This window comes from Polynucleobacter sp. P1-05-14 (genome assembly GCF_018881675.1).
Taxonomy (GTDB): Bacteria; Pseudomonadota; Gammaproteobacteria; order Burkholderiales; family Burkholderiaceae; genus Polynucleobacter.
Genome location: NZ_JACVPV010000001.1, coordinates 23,441 through 39,247, shown reverse-complemented (window position 1 = coordinate 39,247; position 15,807 = coordinate 23,441). Strand labels below are relative to the sequence as shown.

General features: G+C 44.8%; 15 protein-coding genes. 6 read left to right on the top strand and 9 right to left on the bottom strand.

The window, feature by feature from the left end:
* From ICN37_RS00190 to dnaA, 9 genes are all read right to left on the bottom strand, one after another.
* A complete protein-coding gene (locus tag ICN37_RS00190; protein WP_216154278.1) occupies positions 1–921 on the bottom strand; it encodes a branched-chain amino acid ABC transporter permease in 921 nt (306 codons plus the stop codon).
* Positions 922–939: 18 nt separating this feature from the next.
* Complete coding sequence (locus ICN37_RS00185) at positions 940–2,163, bottom strand: ABC transporter substrate-binding protein (RefSeq protein ID WP_215321248.1); 1,224 nt, start codon at positions 2,161–2,163, stop codon at positions 940–942.
* 22 nt (positions 2,164–2,185) lie between these two features.
* On the bottom strand, positions 2,186–2,890 hold the full coding sequence (locus tag ICN37_RS00180; protein WP_216154277.1) for an ABC transporter ATP-binding protein: 705 nt from the start codon (positions 2,888–2,890) through the stop codon (positions 2,186–2,188).
* Complete coding sequence (locus ICN37_RS00175; RefSeq protein ID WP_216154276.1) at positions 2,887–3,654, bottom strand: ABC transporter ATP-binding protein; 768 nt, start codon at positions 3,652–3,654, stop codon at positions 2,887–2,889. The genes ICN37_RS00180 and ICN37_RS00175 overlap by 4 nt, the downstream gene beginning before the upstream one ends.
* Positions 3,655–3,760: 106 nt before the next feature.
* Positions 3,761–3,976 (bottom strand): DUF3717 domain-containing protein, encoded by a 216-nt coding sequence (locus tag ICN37_RS00170; RefSeq protein ID WP_215321245.1) that lies wholly within the window; start codon positions 3,974–3,976, stop codon positions 3,761–3,763.
* A gap of 10 nt (positions 3,977–3,986) precedes the next feature.
* Positions 3,987–4,481 carry an SET domain-containing protein gene (locus tag ICN37_RS00165; protein WP_215321244.1) on the bottom strand — a complete coding sequence of 165 codons (495 nt, stop codon included), beginning with the start codon at positions 4,479–4,481 and terminating at the stop codon, positions 3,987–3,989.
* A 3-nt stretch (positions 4,482–4,484) separates the two neighbouring features.
* The gene (gene gyrB / locus ICN37_RS00160; protein ID WP_216154275.1) at positions 4,485–6,983 is read right to left on the bottom strand and encodes a DNA topoisomerase (ATP-hydrolyzing) subunit B; all 2,499 of its coding nucleotides are present in this window, start codon (positions 6,981–6,983) and stop codon (positions 4,485–4,487) included.
* Between the two features lie 11 nt (positions 6,984–6,994).
* Positions 6,995–8,110 carry a DNA polymerase III subunit beta gene (gene dnaN / locus ICN37_RS00155; RefSeq protein WP_216154274.1) on the bottom strand — a complete coding sequence of 372 codons (1,116 nt, stop codon included), beginning with the start codon at positions 8,108–8,110 and terminating at the stop codon, positions 6,995–6,997.
* Positions 8,111–8,374: 264 nt separating this feature from the next.
* On the bottom strand, positions 8,375–9,802 hold the full coding sequence (gene dnaA / locus ICN37_RS00150) for a chromosomal replication initiator protein DnaA (RefSeq protein ID WP_255538421.1): 1,428 nt from the start codon (positions 9,800–9,802) through the stop codon (positions 8,375–8,377).
* Between the two features lie 222 nt (positions 9,803–10,024).
* Between dnaA and rpmH the strand changes: the two genes are divergently transcribed.
* From rpmH to ICN37_RS00120, 6 genes are all read left to right on the top strand, one after another.
* A complete protein-coding gene (gene rpmH, locus ICN37_RS00145; RefSeq protein WP_011903922.1) occupies positions 10,025–10,159 on the top strand; it encodes a 50S ribosomal protein L34 in 135 nt (44 codons plus the stop codon).
* Positions 10,160–10,230: 71 nt separating this feature from the next.
* On the top strand, positions 10,231–10,485 hold the full coding sequence (gene rnpA / locus ICN37_RS00140) for a ribonuclease P protein component (RefSeq protein WP_255533260.1): 255 nt from the start codon (positions 10,231–10,233) through the stop codon (positions 10,483–10,485).
* Complete coding sequence (yidD, locus tag ICN37_RS00135; RefSeq protein ID WP_216154273.1) at positions 10,486–10,728, top strand: membrane protein insertion efficiency factor YidD; 243 nt, start codon at positions 10,486–10,488, stop codon at positions 10,726–10,728.
* Between the two features lie 6 nt (positions 10,729–10,734).
* Entirely contained in the window at positions 10,735–12,402 is a 1,668-nt protein-coding gene (yidC, locus tag ICN37_RS00130; RefSeq protein WP_215321240.1) for a membrane protein insertase YidC, read from the top strand.
* A 43-nt stretch (positions 12,403–12,445) separates the two neighbouring features.
* Positions 12,446–13,807 carry a tRNA uridine-5-carboxymethylaminomethyl(34) synthesis GTPase MnmE gene (gene mnmE / locus ICN37_RS00125; RefSeq protein ID WP_215322377.1) on the top strand — a complete coding sequence of 454 codons (1,362 nt, stop codon included), beginning with the start codon at positions 12,446–12,448 and terminating at the stop codon, positions 13,805–13,807.
* A gap of 90 nt (positions 13,808–13,897) precedes the next feature.
* The gene (locus tag ICN37_RS00120) at positions 13,898–15,763 is read left to right on the top strand and encodes a phosphoenolpyruvate carboxykinase (GTP) (RefSeq protein WP_216154272.1); all 1,866 of its coding nucleotides are present in this window, start codon (positions 13,898–13,900) and stop codon (positions 15,761–15,763) included.
* Positions 15,764–15,807: the final 44 nt, after the last annotated feature.

Below are 15,807 nucleotides of genomic sequence, written 5' to 3'. Positions count from 1 at the left end.
TTATTTCTCCCGCCCAAACAGTCCAGCAGGGCGAATCAAAAGAACAATTGCCATGATCACAAAAATCACAACGCCGGAGGCCTCTGGATAAAAGACCTTAGTCAGGCCCTCAACCAGACCCAAGCCCAAACCAGTAAGGATGGCACCCATAATCGAGCCCATACCACCAATCACCACCACCGCAAACACAACAATGATGAGGTTGGAACCCATCAACGGGTTCACCTGGAAAATGGGGGCTGCTAATACACCAGCAAAACCTGCTAGACCAACGCCATAGGCGTAGGCCAAAGAAATCATCAGCGGGACATTGATACCAAAGGCTTGTAGTAATTTAGGGTTTTCGGTTCCAGCGCGCAAATAGGCACCCAACTTTGTTCTCTCAATCACATACCAGGTTGAGAAACATACCGTCATAGAAATGACCACAACCCAGATGCGATACTTCGGCAAGATGATGCCAAGAGACTCAAGGGGGATTGCCCCCTGCAGTATCTCTGGGGCTGGATAGCTCTCTCCAGAGATGCCGTACCAATGACGGAACATGCCCTCAATAATGAGAGCCAAACCAAAAGTCAACAACAAACCATATAGGTGGTCAAGGTGGTACAGGCGGCGCAACATCGTGCGCTCCAAAATTAAGCCAAATCCCGCCAAAACCAATGGCACAACAACAAGAGCAAACCAATAATTAATAGATAGGTCAGGAAAGCCAAGCCATTGGCTAATCTGGGTTAAACCAATCCAGGCAATAAAAGCGCCCATAGTGTACTGAGCACCATGTGCAAAATTAATGATGTTGAGAAGGCCAAAAATAATGGCCAATCCCAAACTCAATATGGCGTAGAACGAGCCATTAATAAGCCCCACCAAGAGCTGGGCTACCAGCCCTTGAGGGGTAATTCCGAGAAGTTCAAACATTCTTGATTTCTAAATTTCTTACTTATTAACTAACTTGCACTTCGATTGCGAAAGCGGCAAAGTTGCTTCAGCAGCAGGGATCGTCGCGCGCACATTGTAATAATCCCACGGGCTCTTAGAGTCAGCAGGTTTCTTCACTTCCAACAAATACATGTCATGCTCAAACTTGCCATCCGCACGAATCTTGCCTTTGAAGAGGCCGTCATCGATGTTGGTTGATTTAAGCGCCTTCATTACAGCCTGCGTATCGTCTGTACCAGCTTTTTGAACCGCATTCAAATAAGCAAGAACGGATGAGTAAACACCGGCTTGAACCATGGTTGGCATACGCTTGTGTTGCAAGATAAAACGTTTGGAGAACGCGCGGGTCTTGTCATCCTTGTCCCAATAGAAGCCTTCTGTAAGGTACATGCCTTGTGCGGCAGGTAGGCCCAAAGAATGCACGTCTGAGATAAACATCAATAAAGGAACAACGGTTTGTTTTTTGTTGATACCAAACTCGGAGGCTTGCTTAACGGTGTTGATAGTATCTTGACCAGCATTTGCCAAAGCAACTACATCTGCACCACTAGCTTGCGCCTTTAAAAGGTATGAAGAGAAATCGCTATTAGGGAAAGGGTGTTTGCTGGTACCCAAAACTTTACCGCCATTAGCAGTCACAACAGCTGTCGCATCTTTCTCAAGAGCAGCGCCGAAAGCATAGTCGGCAGTAATAAAGTACCAATTCTTTTTACCCTGTTTTACAACTGCTTTACCTGTGCCGTTTGACAGCGCATAGGTGTCATAAGCCCAATGCACATTGTTTGGCGTGCATTTTTCATTGGTAATGGTTAAAGAGCCTGCGCCAGAAACCAAAGTAATCTTGTTCTTTTGCTCTGCGACTTCCATCACAGCTAAGGCAACGTTGGTTGAAACCAATTCAACAATTACATCCACACCATCTTTGTCGTACCATTCGCGTGCTTTGTTAGCAGCAATGTCGGCTTTGTTCTGGTGGTCAGCGCTTACGAGCTCAATCTTCTTGCCAATTACAGTGCCGTCTTTGGAAAAGTCGGCAATCGCCATCTTTGCGGCAATTACCGCACCAGGGCCAGCCAAATCAGAGTAGGTTGATGAAAGGTCGGTTAATACACCAATCTTTACAACATCGCCACTTACCTTAGATCCACTTTGTGCAAACGCTGGGTTTGTACCAAACATAGTCGCCGCAACCAGACACGCGGTTATTTGCTTTAACTTCATTACCGTCTCCTATAGAAATCCACTAAACACCAAGATACTCATTTAATAAGGTTGCTTTTTCGGCAAGCTCGCTTTGTTGCACTACCTCAACCACATTTCCATGCTCAACAACATAATGACGATCAGCCAAGGGTGCAGCAAAACGAAAGTTTTGCTCAACCAACACAATCGTGAAACCTTTGTTGCGCAAACTGGTAACAACTTCACCAAGCTTTTGCACAATCACGGGCGCCAACCCCTCAGTAATCTCATCCAATAACAATAGCTTTGCGCCGGTTCTCAGAATTCGCGCCATCGCTAGCATTTGCTGCTCACCACCAGATAGGCGGGTGCCAGGGCTATTTCTTCTTTCATAGAGATTTGGAAACATTTCATAAATCTCATCCAAACCCATGCCGCCAGGAGCAATCTCCGGTAATAGCAAAAGGTTTTCCTCTGTACTCAAACTAGCAAAAATGCCTCTTTCTTCTGGGCAAAAACCAACCCCCAGACGAGCAATCCTATAAGTGGGCATGAAGATGGTTTCCGCCCCATACACCTCTACAGAACCAGCTCTTTTGCTAGTTAATCCTAGGATGGTCTTCAGAATGGTGCTTCGACCGGCGCCATTTCGTCCAAGTAAAGTAACCACCTCACCATCACGCACAGCAAAATTCACGCCATGCAAAATATGGGATTCGCCATACCAAGACTCTAAATTTTTAACCTCTAGCGCCATGGTGCTCATGAGTTATCTCCCCCGTGGCTACCCATATAAGCCTCAACAACCAATGGGTTTTTTGAAACCTCATGATAAGAACCCTCAGCCAGCACGGATCCACGCTGTAAAACGGTAATACGATCTGCAATTGAAGAAACCACCTTCATATTGTGTTCAACCATCAGAATAGTACGGCCCTTGGCCACTCGATCAATCAACTCTGTTACACGCTCAACATCTTCGTGGCCCATTCCCTGGGTGGGCTCATCCAAAAGCATTAACTCTGGCTCCATAGCTAAAGTTGTTGCAATTTCAAGCGCCCTTTTACGGCCATAAGCTAGGTTGAGAGTTTCCTCGTTGGCAAAATCTTCTAAGCCAACCTCATGAAGCAGCTCTAGTGCGCGCTCGTTAAGCACATTCAAGGAATTTCCAGACTTCCAGAAGTGAAACTCGGTACCCAATTCTCGCTGCAGTGCAACACGAACATTTTCAATAACCGTTAAATGTGGAAAAACTGCAGAAATCTGAAAAGAGCGAATAATGCCCCGTCTCGCAATTTGTGCGGGGGCCTCTTTAGTAATGTCAAAACCGTTGAATAAGATTTGTCCGCTGCTGGGCTCTAAAAATTTAGTCAGCAAATTGAAGCAAGTTGTTTTACCGGCTCCATTGGGCCCAATTAAAGCGTGAATGGTTCCCCGAGCGACATCTAGGTTCACATCGGTGACCGCGGAAAATCCCTTGAAGGATTTCCCCAGTCCAATTGTTTTTAATATTGTTTCTTGCAATGTCATACCCTCTACCCCCTACTTGGGAGCAAGAATACGAGAATACCCGAAGATGGCTTGGGTTTATATAGCAATAACCCTAAACAATTAAAGTGGCAACGCTAAAAAAATTTTAGGAAAGTTTTTGAAATTCCTGAATTGCTGAACGGGCCAATTCGTCTAAGACGTCAACCGGAACCCTTTGGGCGCCCTGCACAATCATTAACGCATATGGTTTGGCGAGGGCCGAAGCTTCAGGGCAGAGCCGCAACTCATCACCCTCTGATGGGGACTGGCTGCGCCAGTAATTGATGGCAGCCTCTAATTCTTGGATTGTTACAAACAACATTAAATTGTTTTTACTTATCTTTGGTTGCAAGCATAGTGCCACGGCATTTTTTTGCACCACAACGGCACTCGTAATCTTTTTTCATTTGCTTGGTAATTTTGCCCTCAATATCAAGTGAGTAGTCATAAAACAACTCTTCACCAACCTTAAGGGCGCGCTTTGCATAAATAAACACGCGGGGCTCACCATCAAAACTATCTTCCCGAGTTTCGCAAATTGGCTTACATGAATGATTGATCCAGCGCGCAGCATTCCCGCCATATTTCGCATCAATCACACGGCCATCTTCTAAGGAAAAGTAAAAGGTGTGATTGGGGTCTTTGGGGTCATGTGGGTGGCGCTTCTCAGCAAGCTTCCAACTAATGCGCTCGCCTTTATATTCAATGATTGCTTGACCCTTTTTAATGGGCTTAGCAACAAAGACCCCTTTTCCATGAATCGGCGAAGACTTCACAACAATAGAGGATCGGTCCACCTTAGGTGGTTTTAATTTTTTGGATGTCATAAATTAAACGTCTAAGTTGCGGGCAATGAGGGCATTTTTTTCAATAAATGCACGACGAGGCTCCACCTCATCCCCCATGAGTGTAGTAAAGACTTGGTCTGCAGCAATTGCATCTTCAATCTTTACCTGCAAAAGTGTCCTGGAGCTTGCATCCATCGTGGTTTCCCATAGCTGCGAAGGGTTCATCTCACCAAGACCCTTATAGCGTTGACGACTCAATACGCGCTCCGCCTCAGACAACAACCAGGCAAAGGCTGCTCTAAAGTCGCCAATAGTTTGCTCTTTTTGGTTTTTGTCTGGGTCGCCACGACGAACCTTGGAGCCCGCCACAACTTTACCTGATAAAACAGCTGCGGCATTTGCAAGGCTTTGATAATCATCGCCATGAACAAAGTCAGAATTAATGGAAGAGAGCTTCAGATTCCCATGAATGCGGCGCGATAACAATAAACGGAAGCGCTCAGTACGGTCTTCTTTTTGAACAATAATTTCTGGTGGCAAAGCTAAAGGGTTCAAAGAGTCCGCAAGCGCTTGCCTTAAACGATCAGCAGATTCATTTGCTGATTTTTCTGTATCCAAATTTAATGGTGTTCCTGAAGCAATTGCTCGCAGAGCATCTTCATCAATGGTGCGAGACAAGCGGTCAACAATGGACTGAATCACTTGATAGTGTTTTGCTAACTCATTGAGCGCCTCACCCTCAATAATTTCACCCAATGGTGTTTGTAGGGATGCTGTTTCAAGCGCAATTTTTAATAACAACTGATTTAGCTCGTTGTCGTCTTTAATGTACTGCTCATTCTTACCAAACTTTACTTTGTAAAGGGGTGGTTGGGCAATATAGATATGGCCACGCTCGATCAACTCAGGCATCTGTCTATAAAAGAAGGTTAATAGCAGGGTGCGAATGTGGCTACCGTCAACGTCCGCGTCGGTCATGATGATGATGCGGTGATAGCGCAATTTGTCTGCTTTATATTCTTCGATCCCGATGCCGGTGCCCAGAACGGTAATTAAAGTAACCACCTCTTGGCTAGCAAGCATTTTGTCAAAACGAGCTTTTTCAACGTTAAGGATTTTTCCTTTTAAAGGAAGAATTGCTTGGAAGCGACGATCACGCCCCTGTTTCGCAGAGCCCCCCGCAGAGTCTCCCTCAACAATAAAGAGTTCAGACTTCGTTGGGTCTTTTTCTTGGCAGTCGGCTAACTTGCCGGGCAGACCAAGTCCATCCAACACACCCTTACGCCTGGTCATATCACGCGCTTTGCGTGCCGCCTCTCTAGCGCGGGCAGCGTCAACAATCTTGCCGCACAGAATCTTGGCATCCGCTGGGCGCTCTTGCAGATATGCACTTAAGGCCTCAGCAACAATCTCCTCAACAGGCCCACGGACCTCGCTGGAAACTAATTTATCTTTTGTTTGGCTAGAGAATTTTGGCTCTGGAACTTTCACCGACAAAACACAGGCTAAACCCTCACGCATATCGTCGCCAGAAATTTCTACTTTTGCTTTCTTAGCAACTTCATGCTCATCAATGTATTTGTTAATGACGCGTGTCATTGCGGCACGCAAACCGGTCAAGTGTGTTCCACCATCCCGTTGTGGAATGTTATTAGTAAAGCAAAGTACTTGCTCACTAAAGCTGTCATTCCACTGCATAGATACTTCAGCGGTAATTTGACCACCTAAGTCTGAAGGGCGATTACCCTCAGCATAAAAAATATTAGGGTGCAGTACGTTTTTAGTTTGGTTGATGTACTCCACAAAGCCTTTTACACCACCAGAGAAAGCAAAATCTTCTTCTTGACCGCTACGTTGGTCAATAAGTTTGATGTGAACACCATTATTTAAAAACGAGAGTTCACGAATACGTTTAACCAAGATTTCATAATGAAACTCAACATTTCCAAAAATTGTCTCGTCGGCCAAAAAGTGAACTTCAGTTCCCGATAACTCAGTGTCGCCAGTAACGGTAATTGGAGAAACTAAAACACCATTCTCATCAACAACATTGCGATTTTGAATAACGCCGCGTGCAAATTCCATGTAGTGAGCTTTACCATCACGACGAATGGTTAACTTTAACCATTTGGATAGCGCATTTACACAACTAACACCCACACCATGAAGGCCGCCAGAAACTTTATAACTATTTTGATCGAACTTACCACCAGCATGGAGCTCAGTCATGACAATTTCAGCAGCACTACGTTTCGGCTCATGCTTATCGTCATATTTAATCCCTGTTGGGACACCACGACCATTATCGACAATAGAAATAGAGTTATCAGTTTGGATAACTACTGTGATTTCAGAACAATAGCCAGCCAAAGCTTCGTCAATGGAGTTATCCAAAACCTCAAATACAAGGTGGTGCAAACCCGTGCCATCGGATGTGTCTCCGATATACATCCCAGGACGTTTACGAACAGCCTCAAGACCCTCTAGGATTTGAATCGATGCAGCGCCGTACTGCTCTACTACTTTTTTTTCTTCAGTCATTTTTTTCTAAGTTAAATACGCATTGGCATCACAACATACTTAAAACTCTCTGAGCCAGGCAGAGTAATTACAGCACTGCTGTTTGCATCACCTAAGCTAATTTGAATCTTTTCGCTCTTTAGGTTTGATAAAACATCCAACAAGTAGCTAACGTTAAATCCAATTTCTACTGCATCACCAGCATAGTCAGTCTCAATCTCTTCTTGAGCTTCTTCCTGCTCAGCATTGGTTGATTGAATGGTGATGCGGTTTGGGGAAAGAGAGAAACGGACACCCTTAAATTTGTCTGTTGTCAAGATAGCGGCACGCTGGAGTGCTGATTGAAGGGCATCACGACCAACTACGAGTGAGTTTTTATGACCCTTTGGAATGACCCTTTGGAAATCTGGAAACTTACCTTCAACTAATTTCGAAATTAATTCAATATCACCAAATGCAAACTTCACTTGATTAGCTGTCAAGCTAATTTCTAAAGATTCATCAGAATCCTCAAGTAAATGTTGGCACTCCAAAATTGTTTTGCGGGGAATAATAATTTCTTGTTTTTGACCAGAGCCCGATGGGGCCTCTGCCAGTTCAACTTGAGAGTAAGCAAGGCGGTGGCCATCTGTTGCCACCGCAACCACCTCTTTACCTTCAACCACCAACAACATCCCGTTTAAGTAGTAGCGAATATCTTGTTGAGCCATTGAAAAATGTACTTGGCTAATGAGTTGACGGAAACTCTTTTGTGACATCTTCCAAGCAGCGGTTACTTCACCCACACTTTGCATTACTGGAAATTCAGTTGCAGAAAGTGTTTGCAAAGAGAAGCGGCTTTTGCCGCTTTGAACAACCATTTTGTTATCTTTAAGATTTAAGGATACCGGGCCTTCTGGTAATGCACGCAATATATCTAGAAGTTTTCTGGCGGCAACGGTTGTTGTTACATCCTCCGTACCAACACCAAAATTAGCGTTCGTTGTAATTTGAATTTCAATATCAGTGGAGATGAATGAAACTTTTTCCCCAACTTTTTTAAATAAGAGGTTTGCCAAAATTGGCAGCGTATGTCTACGTTCAACAATTCCACTAACAACCTGAAGTGGTTTTAGTAGGCTATCGCGAGAAGTGTTAACGAGTTGCATTGCTTTTAAATCCTTGTATATATCTTAGTAGTAATAGTAATAAGGGTTCGAAATTCCGTGGATAAGTCAAAAACCCCTTACAAAACAACACATTGGAGACTAAAAAACCTGTGGAAAACTCTTGTATAAGCGCTGCATAAAAAGGGGATAACTTTTTATCAACACCCTATTTTTGCATGAAGCTGAATCTTTCCACAATTTATCCACATCTAATCCCCAAACTTATCCCTAGGGTTGTCCACAACCTTATCCACAAGTAAAAAACTACGCTTTTAAAGTTTGCTCAATAACGTGAATTTCATGGTTTAGCTGCCCATCGTGTGCTCGCTCATCTGCAATTTTACGAACGGCGTGAAGGACTGTTGTGTGGTCCCTACCGCCAAATAATTCACCAATCTCTGGCAAGCTTTTTTGTGTCAACTCTTTAGCCATAAACATTGCAATTTGACGGGGTCGAGCAATGTTGGCTGGGCGCCTCTTGGAATACATGTCTGCGACCTTGATACTATAGAAATCAGCAACCGACTTCTGAATGTTCTCGACAGAAATTTGCCGGTTTTGAATAGAAAGCAGGTCTTTTAGGGCTGTTCTGGCAACCTCAATCGTTACTTCACGACCGTGGAACCGAACAAACGCTAAAATCTTTCTCAAAGCCCCCTCTAACTCACGAACGTTTGAGCGTAGGTGTTTTGCCACAAAGAATGCAACATCCTCACTCATGGGGATGCCCTCGCTAATAGCTTTTTTCATCAAAATGGCTACACGCATTTCAAGTTCTGGGGGCTCAATTGCAACCGTTAGCCCAGAATCAAAACGGGAAATAAGGCGATCATCGATACCCGCCATTTCCTTGGGGTAGGTGTCACTAGTAATAATAACTTGAGCCTTATTGCTTAATAAAGCCTCAAAAGCATAGAAAAACTCTTCCTGAGTCCTGGATTTACCGCTAAAGAATTGAATGTCGTCAATTAGCAAAAGGTCTAAGGAGTGGTAGTAACGCTTAAAGCGGTCAAACGCTTTTTGCTGATAGGCACGAACCACATCAGAAACATACTGCTCAGCGTGGATATAACGAATTCGGGCGTTAGGCTTTTCTTTTAAGAGGTGGTTACCAATCGCATGAATTAAATGGGTCTTACCCAGACCTACCCCACCATATAAGAACATGGGGTTGTAAGAGGTTCCAGGGTTATGCGCCACCTGAATCGACGCCGCCCTGGCAAGTTGATTGGCTTTGCCAGTAACAAATGTTTCAAAAGTGAGGTTTGGGTTGAGCTTTGAGTGGTCCTCAATCTCAAAAGCGCTCTCCTCTACCGATATGTTTGGTGCCGGGACCTCTATAGAAACATTTTTTTCTATAGGCTCTTCCGTTGTTATGGAGGGCGCGGTATTGGTTGTGCCACCCTCTACAGAAAGCGTAAAACCGACATTAATGGGGCGCCCAAAATACTGGGAGGCTAACTCTTGGAATCGGTCTGCAAAGGTCTTTTTGGTCCAGTCCAACTTAAATCGATTGGGGGCTCCAATTGTTAGTGAGTCATCACTTTCAATAAAAGACAATAAAGTAAGGGGTTGAATCCATGTTTTAAACTGTTGGGGCGACAGTTCGCGGGATAAAATGCCTATAGCATCATCCCAGAACCCCAGTGGGCTAATTGAATTCAAGGCGGGAGGATTGTGTAGGTTGCTCATATTTTTGGAGGATCCATTGTAGCGATGCTCCAAAGTTATCCACAAGCAACAAAAACGTGGAAAAGCTGTGGATAACTTGTGAATAATAGAAAAATCTCTATTTAAATTAATGATTTGAGAGAAATTTCACAAAAAATAGAGAAAAACACCTAAATATTCATCAAGATCGATTGACCTTTTGCTCTGCAACAAGGAAAATACTTGGTTTTCCAGGGATCGAACATGAAAAGAACTTACCAACCCTCAGTAACTCGTCGCAAGCGTACACACGGTTTCCGTATTCGTATGAAAACCAAAAGTGGACGCGCAGTTTTAAATGCTCGTCGTGCAAAAGGCCGCAAGCGTTTGGCTGTGTAATTTAGCCATTGAATAGCGCAAGGATTTCTGAACTACTAAAAACACGCCCCAAGACAAGTTTGTATTGGGGTATGTATGTTGCATCCACTCAAGAGGGCGTTAAACCTGACTTGGGGGTTGCAGTAGCAAAGAAGCTAGCCAAAAGAGCGGTTGATCGAAACCGCCTAAAGCGGATGATTCGCGAATTGGTTTGGACGGCTCAAGCCAGCAAGCTAAACAAAGATATTGTGGTTAAGCTCAAAAAACCAATTGGTCGCGAAACTCGAGGCAGACTCAGAAATAAAGAAAAAGAAATTTTGCGCTCTCAAATTTCGGGGCTGCTTTAGGTGCGAGTTTTAAATAATGTGGCAATTAAGTTGGTAAAAATATATCAACTAGCTTTAAGTCCTTATTTAGGTATGCACTGTAAGTATGTGCCGAGCTGTTCGCAATATGCATGTGACTGCTTTGGTCACTACGGATTTATTAAAAGCTTTGGTCTTACGGTGTGGCGTATTTTGCGCTGCAACCCTTTGTCACACGGCGGTTATGATCCTGCTGTAAAAGATACAAAACACCAACTTAAGTGAATATAAATGGACTTTAAAAAAACAATTCTTTGGGCAGTATTCTCGATGTCGGGTCTCATGCTCTACAACAATTGGCAGGTTCATGAGGGAAAACCATCCTTGTTTGGTGGAACTCCAGCTGTTGTTGCTTCATCAAACGATAAGGCGACACCACCCAAGGTTGATACCCCGGCGGCAATAGCAGGCACACCCATTACCCAGGCGCCTAACTCCAAAGCAATAACAGGCGAGAATGCTGAAAAATTTGTTTTGTCTAACGACCTTCTTTCATTGGAGATAAGCTCTGCGGGCGCAAACGTCGTTGGTGCGAAATTATTAAAAGAACTAACCGCAGATCAAAAACCAGTAGAAATTTTCCAACATACACCTACCCACACCTATGTAGCTCGCTCAGGTTTGGTGGCTGTTGGTAATGCAGATTTGCCCAACCACACCAGCACATTTAAGCTTGACCGCTCAGGTAAAGACGAGTCTGGTAGACCGTTTTTGGTTCTTTCCGCCGAGCGTAACGGTGTGAAACTAGAAAAAACATTTCTCCTGAATCCTCAAAGTTACGATGTTTATGTTGGGCATCGGGTTACACAGGTGGCAGCAAATGGAGCTCCACTGAGTTTGTATACAGAGATTGTGCGAGACGGCTCCCAGGAGCAAAAAATTGGACCTTTTGGAGGTGCTTTTTCTGCAAGCACTTTTACTGGGCCAGCAATTTATACCGATGGGGATAAGTTTAAAAAGGTCCCATTTACAGATATAGAGAAAAATAAATTTACTGCACCCGCACAGATATCGGCCGGACAGCCTGGCTGGGTTGCTATGGTTCAACACTACTTCGCTAGTGCATGGATTCCAGATGACAAATTGCCGCGAGATATTTACTCAGGAAAAATCGATAGTGATTTGTACCGAGTCGGAATGCAGACACAATTAGGCGCAATTCCAGCTGGAACCACATTAATCGCTAATGCGCAGTTATTTGTTGGTCCACAAGAAGAGCGCATGTTGGAAACCATAGCACCTGGACTGGAGCTGCTTAAAGACTATGGCTATCTAACTATTCTGGCCAAACCTATTTTTTGGTTGCTGGAGCACATTCACAATATTGCTGGTAACTGGGGCTGGTCTATTATTTTATTAACCATTTTGATCAAACTGGTTTTCTTCCCCTTGTCTGCTGCAAGTTACAAGTCTATGGCTCGCATGAAGGAAGTTCAGCCACGCTTGGCGGCTATGAAGGAGCAGTACAAGGGCGAACCACAAAAACTCAATCAAGCCATGATGGAGATGTATCGCAAGGAAAAGATTAACCCGGTGGGTGGATGTTTACCAGTTGTGATTCAGATCCCCGTGTTTATTTCTTTGTATTGGGTGCTGCTGTCATCAGTTGAGATGCGCGGTGCACCATGGGTTTTGTGGATTCACGACCTCTCAGTGCCTGATCCGTACTACATTCTGCCAGTCGTCATGGCTGTCTCGATGTTTGTGCAAACGAAGTTGAACCCAACGCCTCCAGACCCAATTCAGGCGAAGGTGATGATGTACATGCCGATCGTCTTTTCAATCATGTTCTTCTTTTTTCCTGCCGGTTTGGTGTTGTATTGGGTCACCAACAATATCCTGTCGATTACTCAACAATGGCAGATTAATCGGATTTTTGGAAAAAAGCCCGCTAAGTAGTTTGAGCGCAGCATAACTCGCTTGTAATAAATAAACAGCAATGATGACAAGAAAATTGCCCATCATTGCTGTTGCAACCGCGCCCGGCAAGGCGGGCGTCGGAGTTATTCGCATTAGTGGGAAAAATTTAAGCGCGATGACGAGCGCCCTGTTTCAAAAAAATCTTTCCCCAAGACAAGCAAACTTATTAACACTCTGTGATGAGAATGGCCAAGCCATTGATCAGCTCATTGCAATTTATTTTGTTGGACCAGCCTCTTTTACGGGTGAAGATGTTTTAGAGCTTCAGTGTCATGGTGGACCACAACTTCTTGAGCTAGTGATGAAGCGCTGTCTTGAGTTGGGCAAAGACGAGGGGCTTGTCATTGCGGAGCCTGGCGAATTTACCCTGCGCGCCTATCTCAACAACAAGATTGATTTAACCCAGGCTGAGGCTATTGCAGATTTAATAGACGCGCAAAGCGAGGCAGCTGTTCGCGGTGCAGCGCGTTCTTTGCAGGGTGCTTTTTCTGATGACATTAACAATCTCATTGAAGAAATTACTCAACTCAGAATTTTGGTTGAGTCAACTTTAGATTTCCCAGAAGAAGAAATTGAGTTTCTAGAAAACGCTCAGGCACGCCAGCGCTTAACCGCCGTTAAAGAAAAGTTACAGGCTTTACGTGCTGGCGCTAAGCAGGGAAAAATTTTGCGTGACGGCATTCAGCTAGTGTTGGCTGGAGCACCCAATGTGGGGAAAAGCTCTTTGCTTAATCGCTTGGCCGGTGAAGAGGTGGCCATTGTTACTCCTATTGCTGGGACAACCCGAGACCGGGTTAAAGAAAGCATCACCATTGACGGCGTGCCCATGCACATTATTGATACAGCTGGTCTGCGCGAAACAACTGATGTTGTGGAGGCAAAGGGCATTGAAAGATCCTGGGATGCCATTCGTTTGGCAGACGTAGTGATTTTTTTGACTGATGCTCAGTCGGCCCCCCAACAGGACGACCTAAAAACCCAGATTTTGAGGGAATTACCACCTAAATGCGCTGTGCTTGAGCTTGTGAATAAGGCTGATTTGCTCCAAGAATCATCAAAAACTGCATCCAGTGAAACTTTGCTGATTTCCGCCAAAACTGGAGAGGGAATTGAGGGGCTAAAACAGAAGATTTTGGAGCTTGTGGGCTGGGCTGGACCCCAGGAGGGTGCTATTTTGGCTCGTAGAAGACATTTGGACTGCATAGAGCGTGCGGCCGAACATATTGAAAAATCGGAAGAATTCGCGGCAAATGGCAACAATTCGCTGGAATTATTTGCAGAAGAGCTCTCTTTGGCCCAAAGACGCTTGGGTGAAATTACCGGAAAACTACTTCCAGACGACCTTTTGGGGAAAATCTTCAGCCAGTTCTGTATTGGCAAGTAAAGGGTTTGTGCTGTGTGTAGGTAGGGGTAAAAATTTGCCCAAAATGATAAAATTGTCGGATTAAAAAATTCAACCTTCATAGGGAAACATATGACTTCAACTACTGGCGGCCAGATTAATGTGAATGCGCCTGCTTACGTAAAAAACAAACGTCTAATTGAGTGGGTTGCCGAAGTAGCCGCCTTGACCAAACCAAATGCCATTCGCTGGTGTGATGGTTCTCAGGCTGAGTACGATGAGTTGTGCGAGTTGTTGGTAGGCGCGGGGGTCTTTAAGCGTCTGAACCCGGCCAAACGTAAAAACTCATTTTTAGCATTATCTGATCCTGAAGATGTGGCGCGTGTTGAAGACCGCACCTTTATCTGTTCAGCAAAGAAAGAAGATGCCGGCCCAACCAATAACTGGGTAGAGCCAAGCGAAATGCGCGCAACATTGAACCCATTGTTTGATGGCTGCATGCGCGGTAGAACAATGTATGTAGTGCCATTCTGCATGGGCCCAATCGGTTCACCAATTGCACACATTGGTGTTGAGTTGTCTGATAGCCCTTATGTTGCAATCAATATGAAGCTGATGACCCGCATGGGCAAAGCGGTTATTGATCAGTTGGGCGCCGATGGCGAGTTTGTTCCTTGCATTCATACGGTTGGCAAGCCTCTGGCCGCTGGCGAAAAAGATGTTGCATGGCCTAACAATAAAAACAAATATATTGTTCATTACCCCGAGACTCGTGAGATTTGGTCTTTTGGTTCTGGCTACGGCGGTAACGCATTATTGGGTAAAAAATGCTTTGCATTGCGCATTGCATCCAATATGGGTCGCGATCAAGGTTGGTTGGCTGAGCATATGTTGATCTTAGGCGTAACCTCACCCGAAGGTAAGAAATATCACATCGCAGCTGCATTCCCATCTGCGTGTGGCAAAACCAACTTCTCCATGATGATTCCTCCAAAAGGATTCGAGGGATGGAAAGTTACTACCATTGGTGATGACATTGCTTGGATCAAACCACGCAAAGACCCCGTCACAGGCAAAACCCGTTTGTTTGCAATCAATCCAGAGTCTGGTTACTTCGGTGTGGCTCCTGGAACCAACCGTCAAACCAACCAAAACTGTATTGATTCTTTAAACCAAGATGTGATTTTCACTAACGTTGGTTTGACCGATGATGGTGATGTTTGGTGGGAGGGCTTGACAGAAACTCCGCCGGCGCATTTAATCGACTGGCAAGGCAAGGACTGGACTCCTGCTGATGGAGCCGCTGGTCGCAAAGCCGCACATCCAAATTCACGCTTCACTGTTGCTGCAACCAACAACCCAGCAGTTGATCCAAATTGGGATGATCCAGCAGGCGTTCCTATTGATGCCTTCTTGTTTGGCGGCCGTCGTTCAAATACCGTGCCTTTGGTTAGCGAGGCACGTGATTGGATTGAAGGCGTTTACATGGCTGCAACCTTAGGCTCCGAAACTACTGCAGCCATTACAGGACAAATCGGCGTTGTACGTCGTGATCCATTTGCAATGATTGCGTTTGCTGGTTACAACATGAGCGACTACTTCCAACATTGGCTCAATATTGGCAAGAAGCTCGAAGCTGAAGGCGCAGTATTGCCGAAGATCTACTGTGTGAACTGGTTCCGCAAAGATGAGAATGGCAAGTTTGTATGGCCAGGCTTCGGTGAAAATATGCGCGTTCTTTCTTGGATTTTGAATCGTGCTGAAGGCAAAGCTAGCGGTAAAGAAACGCCGTTCGGCATCACTCCAGAGTACAACGATATGCATTGGGGCGGTTTGGACTATTCGGTAGAGAAGTTCAGCAAAGCTATCACTGTAGGAGTTGATGATTGGAAGAATGAGCTTAAGCTGCACACAGAATTGTTCGAACACCTTGGTGATCGCTTGCCAAAAGAGATGAAAGAAACTCGTTCCAAGATTGAACAACGCTTGAATGCTTAAGCCCCATAAGTTTTTAGTAATATCAAGCGTTTTATCTAGACTTA

Bases quoted from the DNA above. Each gene is read 5' to 3' on its own strand.
- ICN37_RS00185 (WP_215321248.1), bottom strand. From the start codon at position 2,163: ATGAAGTTAAAGCAAATAACCGCGTGTCTGGTTGCGGCGACTATGTTT.
- dnaA (WP_255538421.1), bottom strand. From the start codon at position 9,802: ATGAGCAACCTACACAATCCTCCCGCCTTGAATTCAATTAGCCCACTG.
- ICN37_RS00120 (WP_216154272.1), top strand. From the start codon at position 13,898: ATGACTTCAACTACTGGCGGCCAGATTAATGTGAATGCGCCTGCTTAC.
- dnaN (WP_216154274.1), bottom strand. From the start codon at position 8,110: ATGCAACTCGTTAACACTTCTCGCGATAGCCTACTAAAACCACTTCAG.
- ICN37_RS00175 (WP_216154276.1), bottom strand. From the start codon at position 3,654: ATGACATTGCAAGAAACAATATTAAAAACAATTGGACTGGGGAAATCC.
- ICN37_RS00180 (WP_216154277.1), bottom strand. From the start codon at position 2,890: ATGAGCACCATGGCGCTAGAGGTTAAAAATTTAGAGTCTTGGTATGGC.
- rpmH (WP_011903922.1), top strand. From the start codon at position 10,025: ATGAAAAGAACTTACCAACCCTCAGTAACTCGTCGCAAGCGTACACAC.
- gyrB (WP_216154275.1), bottom strand. From the start codon at position 6,983: ATGACTGAAGAAAAAAAAGTAGTAGAGCAGTACGGCGCTGCATCGATT.
- ICN37_RS00190 (WP_216154278.1), bottom strand. From the start codon at position 921: ATGTTTGAACTTCTCGGAATTACCCCTCAAGGGCTGGTAGCCCAGCTC.
- yidC (WP_215321240.1), top strand. From the start codon at position 10,735: ATGGACTTTAAAAAAACAATTCTTTGGGCAGTATTCTCGATGTCGGGT.
- rnpA (WP_255533260.1), top strand. From the start codon at position 10,231: ATGTATGTTGCATCCACTCAAGAGGGCGTTAAACCTGACTTGGGGGTT.
- ICN37_RS00165 (WP_215321244.1), bottom strand. From the start codon at position 4,481: ATGACATCCAAAAAATTAAAACCACCTAAGGTGGACCGATCCTCTATT.
- ICN37_RS00170 (WP_215321245.1), bottom strand. From the start codon at position 3,976: ATGTTGTTTGTAACAATCCAAGAATTAGAGGCTGCCATCAATTACTGG.
- mnmE (WP_215322377.1), top strand. From the start codon at position 12,446: ATGACAAGAAAATTGCCCATCATTGCTGTTGCAACCGCGCCCGGCAAG.